Source organism: Methylocella sp. (assembly GCF_044226135.1).
GTDB lineage: Bacteria > Pseudomonadota > Alphaproteobacteria > Rhizobiales > Beijerinckiaceae > Methylocapsa.
The window spans coordinates 141,585-157,653 of sequence record NZ_JBGAHM010000004.1; the positions used below are offsets into that span (position 1 = coordinate 141,585).

At 66.9% G+C, this 16,069-nt stretch carries 15 protein-coding genes, 1 tRNA gene and 1 pseudogene; 12 read left to right on the forward strand and 5 right to left on the reverse strand.

The genetic code is table 11. The annotated features are described in order from the left end of the window. The first annotated feature begins 56 nt into the window (after window positions 1-56). The 4 genes from ACILRB_RS03765 to ACILRB_RS03780 all read left to right on the forward strand — a co-directional run bounded on the left by ACILRB_RS03765 (window position 57) and on the right by ACILRB_RS03780 (window position 5,683). The gene (locus ACILRB_RS03765; protein ID WP_395664952.1) at window positions 57-2,441 is read left to right on the forward strand and encodes a DUF3141 domain-containing protein; all 2,385 of its coding nucleotides are present in this window, start codon (window positions 57-59) and stop codon (window positions 2,439-2,441) included. After that, window positions 2,438-3,847: a bifunctional enoyl-CoA hydratase/phosphate acetyltransferase gene (locus ACILRB_RS03770; protein WP_395664953.1), complete on the forward strand. Its 1,410-nt coding sequence runs from the start codon at window positions 2,438-2,440 to the stop codon at window positions 3,845-3,847. The genes ACILRB_RS03765 and ACILRB_RS03770 overlap by 4 nt, the downstream gene beginning before the upstream one ends. Next, a complete protein-coding gene (locus ACILRB_RS03775; RefSeq protein WP_395664954.1) occupies window positions 3,844-5,058 on the forward strand; it encodes an acetate/propionate family kinase in 1,215 nt (404 codons plus the stop codon). The genes ACILRB_RS03770 and ACILRB_RS03775 overlap by 4 nt, the downstream gene beginning before the upstream one ends. Before the next feature lie 85 nt (window positions 5,059-5,143). Further along, window positions 5,144-5,683, forward strand: a complete 540-nt coding sequence (locus ACILRB_RS03780; RefSeq protein ID WP_395664955.1) for a DUF4142 domain-containing protein — start codon at window positions 5,144-5,146, stop codon at window positions 5,681-5,683. 3 nt (window positions 5,684-5,686) lie between these two features. Here ACILRB_RS03780 and ACILRB_RS03785 read toward each other — a convergent pair whose 3' ends face one another. The 3 genes from ACILRB_RS03785 to ffh all read right to left on the reverse strand — a co-directional run bounded on the left by ACILRB_RS03785 (window position 5,687) and on the right by ffh (window position 8,853). Beyond that, a complete protein-coding gene (locus ACILRB_RS03785) occupies window positions 5,687-6,658 on the reverse strand; it encodes an asparaginase (protein WP_395664956.1) in 972 nt (323 codons plus the stop codon). A gap of 79 nt (window positions 6,659-6,737) precedes the next feature. Then, window positions 6,738-7,103 (reverse strand): 30S ribosomal protein S16, encoded by a 366-nt coding sequence (rpsP, locus tag ACILRB_RS03790; RefSeq protein WP_395664957.1) that lies wholly within the window; start codon window positions 7,101-7,103, stop codon window positions 6,738-6,740. Between the two features lie 70 nt (window positions 7,104-7,173). Beyond that, entirely contained in the window at window positions 7,174-8,853 is a 1,680-nt protein-coding gene (gene ffh / locus ACILRB_RS03795; RefSeq protein WP_395664958.1) for a signal recognition particle protein, read from the reverse strand. A 408-nt stretch (window positions 8,854-9,261) separates the two neighbouring features. Between ffh and ACILRB_RS03800 the strand changes: the two genes are divergently transcribed. The 3 genes from ACILRB_RS03800 (at window position 9,262) to ACILRB_RS03810 (ending at window position 11,494) form a co-directional block, all read left to right on the forward strand. Continuing rightward, window positions 9,262-9,338 (forward strand) — tRNA-Arg (locus tag ACILRB_RS03800). A 381-nt stretch (window positions 9,339-9,719) separates the two neighbouring features. After that, window positions 9,720-10,412, forward strand: a complete 693-nt coding sequence (locus ACILRB_RS03805) for a response regulator transcription factor (protein ID WP_395664959.1) — start codon at window positions 9,720-9,722, stop codon at window positions 10,410-10,412. 260 nt (window positions 10,413-10,672) lie between these two features. Next, window positions 10,673-11,494, forward strand: a complete 822-nt coding sequence (locus tag ACILRB_RS03810) for a hypothetical protein (protein ID WP_395664960.1) — start codon at window positions 10,673-10,675, stop codon at window positions 11,492-11,494. Window positions 11,495-11,587: 93 nt separating this feature from the next. Here ACILRB_RS03810 and ACILRB_RS03815 read toward each other — a convergent pair whose 3' ends face one another. Continuing rightward, window positions 11,588-11,992, reverse strand: a complete 405-nt coding sequence (locus ACILRB_RS03815; protein WP_395664961.1) for a hypothetical protein — start codon at window positions 11,990-11,992, stop codon at window positions 11,588-11,590. A 73-nt stretch (window positions 11,993-12,065) separates the two neighbouring features. Then, on the reverse strand, window positions 12,066-12,290 hold the full coding sequence (locus ACILRB_RS03820; RefSeq protein WP_395664962.1) for a YccJ family protein: 225 nt from the start codon (window positions 12,288-12,290) through the stop codon (window positions 12,066-12,068). Between the two features lie 647 nt (window positions 12,291-12,937). Here ACILRB_RS03820 and ACILRB_RS03825 point away from each other — a divergent pair. The 5 genes and pseudogenes from ACILRB_RS03825 to ACILRB_RS03845 form a co-directional block, all read left to right on the forward strand. Continuing rightward, entirely contained in the window at window positions 12,938-13,762 is an 825-nt protein-coding gene (locus ACILRB_RS03825) for an IS5 family transposase (protein ID WP_395664963.1), read from the forward strand. A gap of 129 nt (window positions 13,763-13,891) precedes the next feature. After that, a complete protein-coding gene (locus tag ACILRB_RS03830) occupies window positions 13,892-14,236 on the forward strand; it encodes an ArsR/SmtB family transcription factor (RefSeq protein ID WP_395664964.1) in 345 nt (114 codons plus the stop codon). A 2-nt stretch (window positions 14,237-14,238) separates the two neighbouring features. Beyond that, entirely contained in the window at window positions 14,239-14,754 is a 516-nt protein-coding gene (locus ACILRB_RS03835; RefSeq protein WP_395664965.1) for an SRPBCC domain-containing protein, read from the forward strand. Window positions 14,755-15,240: 486 nt separating this feature from the next. Next, window positions 15,241-15,630, forward strand: a complete 390-nt coding sequence (locus ACILRB_RS03840) for a VOC family protein (protein ID WP_395664966.1) — start codon at window positions 15,241-15,243, stop codon at window positions 15,628-15,630. Window positions 15,631-15,738: 108 nt separating this feature from the next. Beyond that, window positions 15,739-15,915: pseudogene (locus tag ACILRB_RS03845) on the forward strand (transposase); the annotation flags it as partial. Window positions 15,916-16,069: the final 154 nt, after the last annotated feature.

The following is a 16,069-nucleotide window of genomic DNA, read 5'->3' on the forward strand; positions in this document are numbered from 1 at the left end:
CGCAAGGTTTGGACAAGCTCCGTCGAACAAGGTCCGTCGAACAAGGAAAGACCGCGATGAACGTGCCTTTCAAACCGAACGATCCCGTCGTCTTTCCCGCGCTTGGATGGAAGGAGCGGGGCGAGCGCCTCACGCGGGAGATGAACGAGGCGGCGGCGCTGTCGCAGTCGCTCTACGACCTGCGGTCGGGCCACGCGCGCCGCATTCGCGAGCAGCATGGCGCGACCACCGAGGCGCTGGCGGCGAAATTCAGCAAGACCTGGGCGGAGCGCCGCCAGCCGCTCGACCTGGTGCGCGACTTCGCCGACTACGTCTATGACTTCGCCCAGCGCGCGGCGCTTTACGCCGACATCATGCGCGAGGTCGGCGACGCCTTCAACGCCCAGTCGGAGGGCGAGCGCCGCCCCGTGCTCGTCTATGACTATGAAGTGCTGATCGACGGCCGCAAGATGGAGCGGCCGGTCAATTACGTGCTCGCGCGCATCATTCCCCCGGACGGGACGCCGGTCGATCCGCTGCGCCGTCCCTTCATAATCATCGATCCGCGCGCGGGCCACGGCCCCGGCATCGGCGGCTTCAAGCTTGACAGCGAGGTCGGCGTCGCCCTCGCCCACGGCCACGCCGTCTATTTCGTCATGTTCTTCCCCGCCCCGGAGCCCGGCCAGACGCTCGCCGACGTGTGCGCGGCGGAAGGCGCTTTCGTGCGCGAGGTGTCGCGTCGCCATCCGGGCGCGGCGAATCCCGCGGTGCTCGGCAACTGCCAGGGCGGCTGGGCCGCGGCGCTGGTCGCGGCGGTCAACCCCTACGTCACCGGGCCCATCGTGCTGAACGGCGCGCCGCTCAGCTACTGGGGCGGCAAGCGGGGCGAGAATCCGCTGCGCTACAAGGGCGGCCTCGTCGGCGGAGCGGCCCCCACGCTCATGGCCTGCGATCTGGCGAACGGCCAGTTCGACGGCGCGAACCTTGTCCTCAATTTCGAACAGATGAATCCGGGCAACACCTGGTTCATGAAATATTACAACGTCTTCTCGAAAGTCGACAGCGAGGGGCCGCGGTTCAAGGCGTTCGAGCGCTGGTGGTCGTCGTTCTACAATATGAACGAAGCCGAGATGCGCTGGATCGTCGAGAATCTGTTCATCGGCAACCGGCTCGAGCAGGGCACGGCGCGTCTCGGCGCGCTCGGCGCGCTCGATCTGCGCCACATCCGCTCGCCGATCGTCGTTTTCGCCTCGAAGGGCGACGACATCACGCCGCCGCCGCAGGCGCTCGGCTGGATCTCGAAAGTCTATCGCGACGAGCGCGAAATCCGCGCCCGCGGCCAGAAGATCATCTACATCGTCCATGAGGAGATCGGGCATCTCGGCATCTTCGTCTCGGCGAAGGTGGCGCTGAAGGAGCATGACCGGATCGTCGGCATGCTCGACGCGATCGAGGCGCTTTCGCCGGGTCTCTATGAGATGCAGATCGAGCAGCTCGAGCCCAAAAACGGCGAGCCGCAATATCTTGTGGGCTTCGAGGAGCGCCGGCTGTCCGACCTCGCCGTCTATGGCGTCGGCGACGACGACACGCCCTTCAAGGTCGTCGCGCGCCTCTCCGACTATGGCGTGGACGTCTACGAGCTCTACATGCGCCCCTTCGTGCAGGCCATGTCCTCGCCGGCGTTGGCGCAGGCGCAGGCGCGGATGCATCCGCTGCGCGCCCGCCGCTCGCTCGTCTCAAGCAAGAATCCGGTCGTGGCGGCGATCGCGCCGGTCGCCGAGGCGGTTCGCGCGGCCCGCCGGCCGGTCAAGCCCGGCAATCCCTTCTTCGAGACGGAGAAGATCTTCGCGGCCATGATCGAAGACACGATGGACTTCTGGCGCGACCTGCGCGGCGCGGCCGAGGAATGGGCGTTCTTCGCCGTCTATTCTAACCCGCTGCTTGCGCGCATCGTCGAGGACGACCCCAAGAGGCCCGCGAACGACGTCGCCGACGAGCTGCGCGAATTGCCCAAGGTGCGCGACGCCCTCGCGGCGATCCGCGAGGGCGGCTTCGCCGCGGCGGTGATCCGCATGCTGATCCTGCTCGCGCGGGCGCGCGGCGAGGTCCGCCAGACCCGCCTCGAGCGCTCCAACGCGACGCTGCAGACGACCGAGCCCTTCGCCAGCCTCGGCGAGGAGGGCCGCGCCAATCTGATCCACCAGCAGGCGCTGATCGTCGACTTCGAGCCCGAGGCGGCGATCACGACCCTGCCGGACATGATTCCGACCGAGGACGAACGCCGTCGCGCGCTCGACGTCCTCCGCTACGTCGTCGGCGACGTCTCCGAGATGAACGATCGCACCCTGGCCATGGTCGGGCGGCTGCGCGCCGAGTTCGGCCTGTCCGCGCAGGGGATGCCGGTCGAAACCGACGTGGCCGGCGCCATGCCCGCCTTCGAGAACGTGGAGGCCGCGCAGTGACCCTGTCAAACCGCCTGTTCGACGAAATCGCCGTCGGCGACACGGCCGCGACGAAGCGCGTCGTCGCCCCGGACGATCTCTACGTCTTCGCCCATGTGAGCGGCAATCTCAATCCGCTCAACCTGCCGCATGCGCCGGGGGAGGACGCCGAAGGCCAGAACGTCGCGCCCTCGATGTGGATCGGCTCGCTTTTCTCCTCCGTGCTCGGCAATCTGCTGCCCGGTCCCGGCACGGTCTATGAGGCGCAGAGCCTGCGCTTCCACGCCCGCGCCGAAGTCGGCGACGAGCTCGCGGTGAAAGTCGAAGTCATCGAGCGCCGCGCGCCGCGCACGATCGTGCTGGCGACGCGGATCGAGCGCGCCGGGACGCTGATCGCCGACGGCGTCGCCGAGGTGCGCGCGCCCGAGGAGCGGCGCGTCGTCGCCGACGTCGCCCTGCCGGGGCTGACGGTCTCGCGCCATCGCAACATGGCGCGCATGCTCGACGCCTGCGCCGGGCTCGACGCCATGCCGACGGCCGTGGTCGCCCCCGAGGAGGAGAACGCGCTGCTCGGCGCCCTCGCCGGCGGCCGCGAAAGGCTCATCGTGCCGATCCTGATCGGCGACGAGGCGAAGATCCGCGAGATCGCCAAGGCGCATGGCGCGGACCTTTCCGGCGTCGCCATCGAGAATGTGGAGAGCCATGACAAGGCGGCGGCGAGAGCCGTGGAGCTTGTCGGGCTCGGCCAGGCCCGGGCGGTCATGAAGGGCCATCTGCATTCCGACGAGCTGCTGCGCCATGTCGTGAAGTCGCAGGGCGGCCTTCGCACCTCCCGCCGCGTCAGCCATGTCTTCGTCATGGACGCGCCGACGCTGCCGAACCTGCTGCTCGTGACCGACGCCGCGATCAACATCGCGCCGACGCTCGAAGAGAAAGTCGACATCGTGCAGAACGCCATCGACCTCGGCCGCGCGCTCGGTCTCGCGAAGCCCAAGGTCGGCGTGCTCTCCGCCGTCGAGCTGGTCAATCCGAAGATCCAGTCCACGCTTGACGCCGCCGCCCTCTCCAAGATGAGCGAGCGCGGCCAGATCACGGGCGGCGTCGTCGACGGGCCGCTCGCCATGGACAACGCCATCAGCATCTCGGCCGCGCGCACCAAGGGGCTGACCTCGCTCGTCGCCGGCCGCGCCGACATTCTCGTCGCGCCCAATCTCGAATCCGGCAACATCCTCGCCAAGGAGCTGACCTACGCCGCCCAGGCCGAGGGCGCGGGGCTTGTGCTCGGGGCGCGGGCCCCGGTCATGCTGACGAGCCGCGCCGACGACGAAGGCTCGCGCCTGTTCTCCTGCGCCGTCGCCGTGCTCTACGCGCACTGGCTCCAGACGGGCGAAAGCGCCGTGGCCGCCACCGAGGGCAAGACGCCATGAGCGCCATCGCCAACCGCTGCGTCATCACGCTCAACGCCGGCTCCTCCTCGATCAAATTCGCCCTGTTCGAAGAGGTCAGCGACGCGCTCAAGCCGCACGCCGTCGGGCTCGCCGAAATGGCCGGAGAGGAGCGCCGCCTGACCATCAGGGACGGCGCCGGCGAGATCATCCATCAGGCGAAACGTCAGGAACGCAGCGACGTTCCCTTCCACGCCGAGGCGCTGCGCCGCATTCTCTCCTGGCGCCAGGGCGCCTTCCCCAACGCCAATGTCGTCGCGGCCGGCCATCGCGTGGTCCATGGCGGCGTCAATCACGCCGCCCCGGCGCTCGTCACCGACGCCGTCCTCAAGGACCTCGAGGCGCTGATCCCGCTGGCGCCGCTGCACCAGCCCTACAACATCGCCGGCATCGTCGGCGCGCGCGAAGCCTGGCCGCATGTCGCGCAGGTCGCCTGCTTCGACACGGCGTTCCATCGCTCGCATCCTTATGTGAACGACACTTTCGCTCTGCCGCGCGAGCTTTATGACGAAGGCGTCCGCCGTTACGGCTTCCACGGCCTCTCCTACGAATATGTCACGCGCAAGCTGCGCGAGATCGCGCCGCTGCACGCCGCCGGACGCGTCGTCGTCGCCCATCTCGGCAATGGCGCCTCCATGTGCGCGATCCGCGACGGGCTTTCGGTCGCAAGCTCAATGGGCTTCACGGCGCTCGACGGCCTGCCGATGGGCACGCGCTGCGGCCAGCTCGATCCCGGCGTCGTGCTCTATCTGATGCAGGAAAAGAAGATGAGCGCCGACGAAATCGTCGACCTGCTCTACAAGCGCTCCGGCCTGCTCGGTCTTTCCGGCTTTTCGAACGACATGCGCGAACTGCTCGCCTCCGAGCGGCCGGAGGCGCAGCAGGCGATCGAATATTTCGTCTTCCGCATCCGCCGCGAGCTCGGCGGCCTCGCCGCCGTGCTGAAGGGCATCGACGCCATCGTTTTCTGCGGCGGCATTGGCGAAAACGCCTGGCAGGTGCGCGAGCGCGCGCTCGAAGGCATGGAATGGATCGGCGTCGAGCTCGACCGGACCTCCAATCGCGCTAATGAGGAGATCATCTCGTCAGAGCGGTCGCGCACGCGCGTCTTCGTCGTCAAGACCAACGAAGAGGCGATGATCGCCAAGCACACGCTCGCCCTTTTCGACGCGCAGTCGCGGCGGGCGGCCTGAGGCGCCGCGCCGGCGCGTCGGCGGGAACCCGACTCCAGGGCATGGGTTAGGGGCGCTCACGCAGCCGCCCCGAGGAAATTGCCCCATGACCCGCAAAGCCGCGCTCGCCGGCGGCGCTTTAAGCCTTCTCGCCCTGTTCGGGGTGGAGGCGACGAGCGCCGAATCGATCACCGAAAAAACCGGCGTCAACGCCATGCTCGGCGTCAGCCCCTCGACGCCGGATTTCGTCCGCGAGGCCGCGGTCAGCGACATGTTCGAGATCGAATCCGGCGCGCTCGCCAAAGAGAAGGGGAACGCCGCGACCAAAGCCTTCGCCGAAAAGCTCGTCTCCGACCATGGCGCGGCTGCGGGGTCGCTGCGCGCCGTCATGGCCGAGCATTCGATCAGGGTCGACCTGCCCCACGCGCTCAACGGCTCGGCGCAAAGCCGCATGAACGCGCTCAAGGCGCTTACCGGCGAAAAATTCGACCAGCGCTTCAGGGACGACCAGATCGAGGCGCACAAGGAGGCGATCGACCTGTTCGAGCGCTACGCCCGCGGCGGCGACAATGAGGCGCTCAAACACTGGGCCGAAAACCTACTGCCCGGGCTGCGCGCCCATCTCGCCATGGCCGAACGGCTCTGAGCCTCAAAAACCCGCGAAAACCTCGGCGACGCGCGCGCGCGCCGCGCCCTCGGACAGCAGAAGCTGCAGGGCGACGCGGGCCTTGCGCGCGTCGAGCGGGCCGGCCGGAATGAGCCCGCGCGCGATCAGGTCGATCTCGCCGCCGGCGTAGGCGTAGGAGGCGCGCAGCGTCTCGCCCGCGCCCGTGCGGGATGCGAAGACCACCGGCAGGCGCGCCGCGAGCGCGCCGAGCGCCGGCGCGGCGTCGGCCGCGACATGGCCCGCGCCCGGCAGGCTCAGCACGAGCCCGTCCGACACATCCGCGAGCGCCAGCGCGGCCGCGGCCTCGAAGCCGGGGCCGACCTCAAGAATCGCGACCCGCGCCGGCGCCGCGCCAAACGCGAGCTGCGGCAGGGCGGTCGCCGGCCGCAGCGCGACGCGCACGCGGCCCTCGGCCACATGGCCGATCGGCCCGAACGGCAGCGAGGCGAAGGCGTGCGGGCGAAAGCTGTGCGCCTTGCGCAGCAGGGGGCCTGAATGGATTTCGTCGTCGAAGACGGCGAGAACGCCAAGTCCGCGCGCCGCGCGCGAGGCCGCGACGCGCGCGGCGGCGAGGAGATTGGCCGGCCCGTCCGCGCCCGGCTGGTCGGGCCGGCGCATGGCCGCGGTGAGCACGATCGGCGCCTCGACCCGGGTCAGGAGCGCGAGCGCGAAGGCCGTCTCCTCCAGCGTGTCCGTGCCATGGGTGACGACGACCCCGTCAAAGCGCGTCGCCGCCTCGCGCGCGGCGCGCGCGATTGCCGCCTGATCGGCGAGCGTCAGGCTGGCCGAGGGCTTGGCCACGACGTCGAGCGTCTCGATTTCGGCCGTCTCGGCGAGCTGCGGGACGGCCGAGACCAGCGCCTGCGCGCCAAAGCGCAGCGCGCCGCCCTGCGACGGCGAGGCGGCGGCCATGGCGATGGTGCCGCCGGTGGAGATCACGAGGACGCGGGGCATGGCGCGGGTGGGCTTTTTGGAGAGAAAGACGTGAAAACGCCGGCCTTTCGGGCCGGCGTGCTGCGTCTTGAGCTTCGTCTCAGGCTTCGGCGGACGCGGCCGCGGCCTTCTCGGCCGCCGCGGCGGCGGCGGCGGCGCGCTCCTGCGCCTTCTTCTTGGGCTGCGCCTGCTTCGGATTGTTCTTCGCCTCGCGGCTCAGCACGCCGAGCCCGTCGAGCAGGCGGCTGACGCGGTCGGTCGGCTGGGCGCCCTTGGCGAGCCAGTCCTTGGCCTTTTCCGTGTCGAGCACCACGCGGTCGGCGGCGTCCTTCGGCTTCAGCGGATCGAACGAGCCGATGCGCTCGATGAAGCGGCCGTCGCGCGCGTTGCGCGAATCGGCGACGACGACGCGATAGAACGGGCGCTTCTTGGCGCCGCCGCGCGACAGGCGGATTTTCAGGGACATCACATTACTCCAGTCATGACGCGCGAGGCGCGTGCTTTCTGCGCTTGAGGCCGGCCCGACAAGGACCCGGCTATTTCTTCTTTCCGAAGGGGTTGAGGCCGCTCAGAAACCCGCCGCCGGCGCCAAGCCCCGGCAGCTTCGGCGCGCCGCCCGGCGCGGGCGCGGCGCCAAGGCCCGGCAGCTTTGGCGCCGCGGGCTGAGGGGCGAGAGGCGGCGCGGCGGGCTTGCCCGCGGCCGAAGGAGAGGCCGGCGTTTTGGCCGCCGGCGCTTTGCCCGGAGCAGCGGGCCCGCCGAGGCCCGGGACGGCGCCGCCGAACTGCTTCTGCAGCGCCGCGACCTGTTCGGGCGAGGGCTGGGGCATGCCGCCCATCATGCCGCCCGGAAGCCCGGGCATGCCGCCGCCCGGCCCGCCGAGCATGGCGGCCATCTTGCCCATCATGCCGCCGCCGCGCTTGCCGCCCATGGACTTCATGAGGTCGGCCATCTGGCGGTGCTGCTTCAAAAGCCTGTTGACGTCCTCGACCTTGACGCCCGCGCCCGCCGCGACGCGCTTTTTGCGCGAGGCCTTAAGCAAATCAGGGTTGCGTCGCTCTTTCGGCGTCATCGAAGAGATCACCGCGCGCTGGCGTTTGATGATCCTGTCGTCGAGCTGCGAGGCGGCGAGCTGCTCCTTCATCTTGCCGATTCCGGGCAGCATGCCGAGCACGCCGCCGAGCCCGCCGATCTTCTCGACCTGGGCGAGCTGCTCCGACAGGTCTTCGAGGTCGAACTTGCCCTTGCGCATGCGCTCGGCGAGGCGCTGCGCCTTCTCGGCGTCGATGGTCTGGGCCGCCTTCTCGACCAGCGAGACGATGTCGCCCATGCCGAGGATGCGGTTGGCGATGCGCGCGGGATGGAAATCCTCGAGCGCGTCCATCTTCTCGCCCGAGCCGATGAGCTTGATCGGCCTGCCGGTGACGGCGCGCATGGAGAGCGCCGCGCCGCCGCGCCCGTCGCCGTCGACGCGCGTCAGCACGATGCCGGTGAGGCCGACGCGCTCGTCGAAGCTTTTGGCCAGATTGACGGCGTCCTGGCCGGTCAGGCTGTCGGCGACGAGCAGGATCTCATGCGGGCGCGAGGCGGCCTTGATCTCGGCCATCTCCCGCATCAGCGCTTCGTCGATATGGGTGCGGCCGGCGGTGTCGATCAGCACCACGTCAAAACCCTGGAGCCGCGCGGCCTGCTCGGCCCTGACCGCGATCTGCACCGGCGTCTGGCCGGCGACGATCGGCAGCGTCTCGACGCCGATCTGGCGGCCGAGCACGGCGAGCTGCTCCTGCGCCGCCGGCCGCTTGACGTCGAGAGAGGCCATCAGGACCTTGCGGCCCATCTGCTCCTTGAGGCGCTTGGCGATCTTGGCGGCGGTCGTGGTCTTGCCGGCGCCCTGCAGGCCGACCATCATGATCGCGACCGGCGGGGCGGCGTCGAGATTGATCGGGTCGGCGTCGGAGCCGAGCGTCTCGACCAGCACGTCATGGACGATCTTGACGACCATCTGGCCGGGCGTGACCGACTTGACGACGTCGGCGCCGACCGCGCGCGAACGCACCCTGTCCACGAAGGAGCGCACGACGTCGAGCGCGACATCGGCCTCGAGCAGGGCGCGGCGCACCTCGCGCAGGGCGAGGTTGACGTCGTCCTCGGTCAGCGCGCCGCGCCGCGTGAGGCTGTCGAAAATGGAGGAGAGCTTTTCCGAAAGCCCTTCGAACATCGTTCGCCCTTTTAAAATCCGGTCTCGCGCCGGCAGGACCGGACGCCGCCGCTCCGTCGTCTGCAGGGCGAAGCTCGCGCTACGCAGCCAACGCAAATCGCGCCCGGGGGCGCGACGCGCTGCCGGACGTTGCCGACAGCCCCAGGCTCGGGTCGGCTTCAGCCGCGCCGCCCTCGCAGGCCGCGCGAAAGCGGTTTTTCGCGCGCATGCGCCGCAAAGTCAAGGCGCGCGGCGGAAGCGTCAGGGAAAGCGCGTCAGGGAGGCGGCCCGCCGAAGCGCCGGGCGACAAGCGACCTTTCGCAAAGAGAGCCGCTGGGCGCCGGCCCGGCTCTCGCGCTCCATATCGCGCGGAAAACATGGCGGGAGCGTTTTGCGCCCGCGCGGGTTCGTGCTAAATCCGCGCGGCGTCTCCCGGTAGCTCAGCAGGATAGAGCAACGGTTTCCTAAACCGTAGGTCAGGGGTTCGAATCCCTTCCGGGAGGCCAGCGCGTCTTAAACGACAGGGACATGGCGTCTCCACGCCTTTCCTTTCGGCTCGCGCCTTTCCCGCCGGCTTCGCCGGGCGGCGGCAAGACCTTATCCGACAAGGCGTGACCCCGCGGTCTGGCGCTCCATGCGCGCCTTGAGCCTGCGCCCGGCCATGAGCCTTTCGGCGCGCCTGCCGGCGACGACGTCCTTATGTCCATCGCGCCAAGAAATTGGCGATCGACGCGCTCGGCGCATCCGCGTCGATCGCCTTGTCTCGTTCCAGGCGACGCATCTCCGATTTGGCGAAAAATACACGTATTGCGATTATTTCGATTGACGGATAATGGAAGATTGTTAATATTCAGTTAACGCAACGGCAAGAGTCCGCGGGGGATGAGATGCTTGTTATCGTTGATGAAAGAGAAATCGTCACGTCTGGCTACGCGAGCCGTTTCGGCAATGAGGGCGTCGCGTCCACGGCCTTTCGTCCCGAAGATTTTCGCGAATGGGTTGTATCGGTCGGCGATCCCGACCTGAACGCCGTGGAGGCGTTCCTCCTCGGCGATTGTCGCGAAAGGCGACAGTATCCGAAGATCATCCGGGAGCGGTCGCTTGCGCCGGTCATCGCCCTGAACGACGCGCCGTCGCTGGAGCAGACGCTTGATCTCTTCGCCGCGGGCGTCGACGACGTCGTCCGCAAGCCCGTTCACGTGCGGGAGATTCTCGCGCGCGTCGGAGCCATCCGGCGCCGTCAGGAGAAAGACGCGGAGGCCGTCTCCGTCGGGGACCTGCGCGTGTTCTTCGACGGTCGCGATCCGGAGCTGAAAGGAGAAGCCCTGCTACTTCCGCGTCGCGAACGCCGAATTCTCGAATATCTCGTCAACAATCGTGGGCGGCGCGTCAGCAAGGCGCAGATCTTCAATTCAATCTACGGGATTTTTGACGAGGAGGTGGAGGAGAACGTCGTCGAAAGCCACATCAGCAAATTGCGGAAAAAGCTGCGCAAGCAGCTTGGCTATGACCCGATCGATTCGGTCAGATATCTGGGATACCGGCTCGACGAGGGACCTCAGCGCGCGATCCAGAGCTGAACACGCGTATCGCCCGGCCGCCGCGTCGAGACGCGGGAAGGGCGCATGCGCCGCGGACGGCGACAGGGCGACGAACAGGCGTCCCGGAGTCAAAGCGTGGAACGGGGCTTGGCGGGAGCCTGCAAGGGCGCCGGGGGGGGCCGCCTCCGACGCGGTGGGCGGTGGGGCAGGCGGCGTCCCGCGCCGTCGCGTATGGATTTTTCCATATTCTGATGGAATAAGTCTCGCCGGCGGGGATGGTCCCATGGCGAGAGGTGTTCGTGAGCGGCCGTCGACGGTCCCTTCGCCTGCCTGCGCGCATGGCGCTCGCCGCGGCCTTCCTCGCCGGCGCCGCGCCGTCGCACGCCGGAGAGGCCGCGCGCGAAGGCGCTGAAGAGGCGAGCCGTCCGCTCGAAACCAAGAATATTTTCGGCTTCACCGCGGGGACCGACATCGGCCCAGACCAGGATCGCGAACTGGAGCTCGAAACCAATCTCGCCTTCGGCAAGCGGACGGGCGCCTACGCCGTCGGCGCGCAGGCCGTGACGCTCGAGGTCAATCCGAACGACTGGGTCGAGATCGACACCGGGCTTATCGGGAGCTTCCACCGCGTCTCCGGGGTCGAGGGCCTCGACGACGGTCGCGGCGCGACATTTGGCGGCGTCGAGACGAAATTCAGCGTCGTGCTCGCGCACAGGAGCCCACGGACGCCGGTCGGCGTCACCGTCTCGATCGAGCCGGAATGGTCGCGCGTCGACGAAAGCGGGCGCGTCGGCTGGTCTTTCGGCGCCGAGACGCGCCTCATCGTCGACGCCGAACCCATTCCGGAACGGGACGAGCCGTTCCGCTTCGGCGCGAAACAGGTCGTGCTCGGCGCCGAAGCCGGCTATTTTCGCGCTTATGGCCGGCTAGCGGCCGACGATTTTCTCGGTCACGCGCTTTACGCCGGCCCGACCGCCTATGTGCATTTCAATGACACGGTGTTTCTCGCCGCCGCCGTCTCGACGCAGGTCGCCGGCGTAGCCACAGGCGTCGGCCGCGCGCTCGATCTCGTCAATTTTCCGCGCCGCCGGGTCAAGATGACGATCGGCGTCGAATTCTGAAATCATCGGCAAGCCGCCGTCCTGACGCGCGGCGAGCCTGACGCGCGGAAGAAGACGAAGATCGCCGGCGGTTCGGTCCCGGGCGCGCCGGCCTCATCCCCGCCCGTTTTCTCCTCGCCGTGGCGGATGCGCGATGAGCCTCGCGACCGCGATCCCGATCAGCGCGCCGACGCTGCTCGCCAGCCAGACGCCGACGTCGGCCGACCGGCCCGGCGTCCAGAGCCGACCTGTCTCGAAGACGGCGGCGGCGGCCGAATAGGCCATCAACTGGGCCCGGCTGTCGGTCGTCTGAAGCACGAGCCGCGTCATGAAGGCTGAAAGCGCATAGGCGAGCGCCCGCCCAGCGTTCTCGGCCAGGCCGGCGCAGGCATGTCCATGCCCGGAACGCAGGGACAGCGCGGCGATCCCGACCCAGGAGCAGCCGGCGGCGATCCGCAGCACGCGCTGAGCTTTCGGCCGGAACAGACGGGAGCGCATCCACAAGAGCGTCGGCGTCATCTGGAACTTCCGGCGTCGCCCGCGGTCCGCGCCCCCGGCCAGACCGCGGGAGTCTTCAAAAAGACGGGCGGCCTCAGGGACGTCGATAGACGTCGTCGCTCCAACGCAGCTCCGCGTCCGCAGGTCCAGCGAACTCCCAGGCGCGTTTCAACACCGCTTCGCTCTCCTCCGCGGAAGGCGCCCGCCACATGCGCTCTTCGTCGCCGTCGTCGGCGATCTCGAAAATCGCGCGCGCAATCTCGACGGAGGTGTCGTGGACGATGGCGAATCCGCGAATATGTGAAGGGACATAGGTCATTTCGATATCCTTGCCGCCGGCGCGCGCGCCGTCGACGCGAGACGGCGCCGACGGCCCGCCGCCGCCGCACATCGATCCGGCGGCGACTGGAGCCGCGGCGGATTTTACGCCGCGCGGCGCGAATGGAGCAACATGCGATCGGCGAAGCGGGCCGGGTTGCGGCGCCGGTCGCATGGCGCGGAGAGACGGGCGGCGCAGGCCGCCGGCGTCAGCGCGACGTCGACGACCATGCCGCGATCTTCAACCGGACATGATCGGGCCGGGGACCGGGCCCTCGTCGAGACGCCCGTCGCGCATGCAGCCGTCGATGGTCTTGCAGACCCCGTTCCGCATCGGCTTCCCGGGCGCGATGAAACCCAATCGATTGCGTCGCCCGGGCCCGGCCGAGCGCGGCGGGCGAGGGACGTTCGGCTCCGTCGTCCGGGACGATCATGCCGGGGCTTGCCGACCCGTCTTCCCGCGCGCCGCAATGGGGCGGCGGCGCGACGCTTGCCAAGAATCCGTCGGGGTCGGGCCCCGCAACCACGCCCCGTCACGCTGTTCTACGCCAGTTCGCGATCGGCGCTTCTCCGGCTTTCCAAGAGCCTGTTTGAAAATTGGGATGGGCCGGGATTCCCGTGTCGCTGCGAATATGGTTCACACCCTGGATGTGGACACGCCAGCAGCGAGGCCGGATGGCCAATCTCGCCCGAAAAGCCAAGCGCTACCCGTCTGATCTGACGGACGAGGAATGGGAGCGGATTGCGTCGTCGACGCCGAAGCCCGGGCGCCTGGGTCGACCGCGAGAGATCGAATTCCGGGAAATGATCAATGCGGTGCGCTATCTGGCGCGCTCGGGTTGCGGGTGGAGGATGCCGCCCGTGCATTTCGGTCATTGGCGGACGGTCTACGGCTGGTTCCGCGAACTGGCGCGGCGCTTCTTGTTCCAGACGATCCACGACGTCGAACTCATGCTCGACCGCGAAAGACAAGGACGCGAAGCAAGCCCGTCGGCCGCGGTGATCGACAGCCAGTCGGTCAAAGCGCCGCAGAGCGAGACGCGCGGCTATGACGCCGGCAAGAAGATCGTCGGCCGAAAGGGCCATATCGCTGTCGACCCAGACGGGCGGTTGCTGATGGTCAATCTGACGAGCGCCGACATCTCCGACAGCGCCGGAGCGCAGGCGATCCTCGATGCGATCCGCAAACGCTGGCCATGGGGGAGGCATCTCTTCGCCGACGCCGCCTACGACCGGCTGAAGTTGATGGACAAGGCCGCCTATCTGCAGTTCGTGCTCGAAATCATCGGTCGCCGTGACGGTCAGAAGGGCTTCGAAGTTCTGCCGCGCCGATGGGTCGTCGAACGCACGTTCGGTTGGATGATCCGCTGGCGCAGGCTTGTTCGCGTCTACGAACGGCGCATCGACGTCTCAACTGCGATGATCCACGTCGCAATGGGCGGCGTTCTCATTCGCCGAAATGCGCATCCCTGATTTCCAAACAGGCTCTAACGCCTTGCAAGATGCCAAGAGCCGCGACCGGTGCGAGCGTCCACTCGAGTGTGGAAGCGCGCTCGGCGTCAGGCTTGACAGCCTCCATTAATTGCACATATATGTATATACATGAATGCGCACGTCAATTTATTCCATGCCCTCGCTGACCCGGCCCGACTTCGCATTGTCGAAGTGATGAGGGCCGGAGAATGTGCGGTTGGCGACATCGTCGAGCGCATGGAAATTCATCAATCAGGCGTTTCCCGGCACCTTAAGATTTTGTCGGAAGCGGGACTCGTGCAGATGCGCCCGGAAGGACAGCGGCGCCTCTATTCATTGCGCAGAGAAGCGTTCGAACAGCTTGATGCCTGGGTCGCCGGATACCGCCGCCATTGGGAATCGCGGCTCGACAGATTTGACGCTGCCCTTGAGCGGCAACGGACCGCAACAAAAGTAGCGCCTCTGGAGAAATGAATATGAACATCCCACTTCCTGGCGCTCGTGCGCAGTTTTCAATTGCACGCCACTATGCCGCCACCACCGTTGACGAGGCCTGGGCGCTTTGGACGACAAAGACAGGTATTGAATCGTGGTGGGGACCTGAAGGCTTCAATGTTACTGTCACATCACTCGAACTGAAGCCTGGCGGCGAACTGGTTTACTTAATGACCGCAACCGCACCCGACCAAATTGAGTTCCTGGAGCGCGCGCGCATGCCGCTCACCACAGAATGCAAGGTCTTCTACACAGAGGTAACGTTTACCAGCCGCCTTGCTTATAAGACAATTGCGGATTTTGTGCCGCGGGTGGCGCCCTACGAAGTGGGCGCGGTTGTTGATCTGCTTGCGGTTGATGACGGCGTTAAACTCACGATCACATTTGACGCAATGCACGACGGCGCTTGGACCGAGCGCGCTCGTGCTGGTCACGAGAGTCAATTGCGCAAGCTTGATCGGTTGCTAGGCGATCGCGGCAAGACGACTAATTCGTGAACCCCTGGATACGCAGCGCCGGCGCGGTCGCCGCGGGCATTTTTCCTCACTGCCGTCACTTCGACGGCTACGGATGCGGTAATGAATGCGACGGGCATTTTACCGTCGGCATCTCAACACATGAATGGTTTGCTGTTTACTCTGGCTTTAGCCGACCGCGCGCGTTTCACGGCTATTTTGGACTACACGACCTCGCTGTTGGCGCCGGATCGGCAATGCGCCACGCTTGGATCCTGGCGGCAATTGGGCTTGCTGCGGGGTTGGCATGCGTCGTTGCCAACTTCGTCATTGGCGGGAACGATCTCGCTACGGCTTAGTAGGCGCTTTCTATTCCGGCTGAAACAATCCCTTACGTTCTTCTCGGCGCCACACTCGCGTCCCGAACTCGAAATGCCTCAATGTGAACCTGCTGCCGCTCGGCATGTATGTCGAGAGCGGCATTCATGCTCGCTGCCTGCAAAGAAACAAGCATCAAGGAGCGCCACCATGTTCGAAAAAGTTGCCTTCACGATGTATCCGGTGAAGGATATGGCCCGCGCCGAGCGTTTCTACCGTGAAACCCTTGGTTTGGGCTCAAGTACGGGCTCGGTGGAACACGGCTGGGTGGAGTTCGATCTCCCGAGCGGTGGGTGCCTGGCTCTGACCACACATTCCGGTTCGCAGCCGAGCGCAAGCGCAGGTGGAACCATTGCCTTTGAAGTCGCGAACCTCGACCAGTTGGTCGACGACCTCGAGGCGAAAGGCGTTTCGTTGCCGGCGACCGACATCCAGAGTCCAGTCTGCCGCATGGCCATATGCATCGATTCCGAAGGGAACCGGATTGTACTGCATCAACTCAAGCGCAAATTGAAGCCACCCTCATCTCCCGCTTCATAGTTGTTCCAGAAGTTCCTAAACCGCATCGCCCATGGAATTTGTCGATTTGGGCTGCCGCCGGTTTCGTGGACGCCGAGATAAGGTGTTTGACGAGGCCGGAGGTTGGCGATGGAGAGGCGTAAGTTCAGTCGGGAGTTCAAGATCGAGGCGGTTCGGTTCGTTCGCGAGCGCGGCGTAAGCGTCGCGCAGGCGGCGCGAGGCCTCGATCTTAATGAAAAGATGTTGCGCCACTGGGTGAAGGAAATGGCTGGCGGTCCAGTTCAGGCCGTGGGCGGTTCGGCCGAGAAGTCGGGATAGTTTTCGCGCAACATCGCCAGGAACGATCCCAGCGCGGGATTGCTGTTCGCCTCTCGCCAACAGGCCATGAATTTGACTTGGGTCGGACCGTCGTCGTGCAAGACCTCCCGGTAGACGACGCCTTCGTGACGCACGCCCGTCG

Bases quoted from the DNA above. Each gene is read 5' to 3' on its own strand.
- ACILRB_RS03765 (WP_395664952.1), top strand. From the start codon at position 57: ATGAACGTGCCTTTCAAACCGAACGATCCCGTCGTCTTTCCCGCGCTT.
- ACILRB_RS03775 (WP_395664954.1), top strand. From the start codon at position 3,844: ATGAGCGCCATCGCCAACCGCTGCGTCATCACGCTCAACGCCGGCTCC.
- ACILRB_RS03780 (WP_395664955.1), top strand. From the start codon at position 5,144: ATGACCCGCAAAGCCGCGCTCGCCGGCGGCGCTTTAAGCCTTCTCGCC.
- ACILRB_RS03785 (WP_395664956.1), bottom strand. From the start codon at position 6,658: ATGCCCCGCGTCCTCGTGATCTCCACCGGCGGCACCATCGCCATGGCC.
- rpsP (WP_395664957.1), bottom strand. From the start codon at position 7,103: ATGTCCCTGAAAATCCGCCTGTCGCGCGGCGGCGCCAAGAAGCGCCCG.
- ffh (WP_395664958.1), bottom strand. From the start codon at position 8,853: ATGTTCGAAGGGCTTTCGGAAAAGCTCTCCTCCATTTTCGACAGCCTC.
- ACILRB_RS03805 (WP_395664959.1), top strand. From the start codon at position 9,720: ATGCTTGTTATCGTTGATGAAAGAGAAATCGTCACGTCTGGCTACGCG.
- ACILRB_RS03815 (WP_395664961.1), bottom strand. From the start codon at position 11,992: ATGACGCCGACGCTCTTGTGGATGCGCTCCCGTCTGTTCCGGCCGAAA.
- ACILRB_RS03820 (WP_395664962.1), bottom strand. From the start codon at position 12,290: ATGACCTATGTCCCTTCACATATTCGCGGATTCGCCATCGTCCACGAC.
- ACILRB_RS03825 (WP_395664963.1), top strand. From the start codon at position 12,938: ATGTGGACACGCCAGCAGCGAGGCCGGATGGCCAATCTCGCCCGAAAA.
- ACILRB_RS03830 (WP_395664964.1), top strand. From the start codon at position 13,892: ATGAATGCGCACGTCAATTTATTCCATGCCCTCGCTGACCCGGCCCGA.
- ACILRB_RS03835 (WP_395664965.1), top strand. From the start codon at position 14,239: ATGAACATCCCACTTCCTGGCGCTCGTGCGCAGTTTTCAATTGCACGC.
- ACILRB_RS03840 (WP_395664966.1), top strand. From the start codon at position 15,241: ATGTTCGAAAAAGTTGCCTTCACGATGTATCCGGTGAAGGATATGGCC.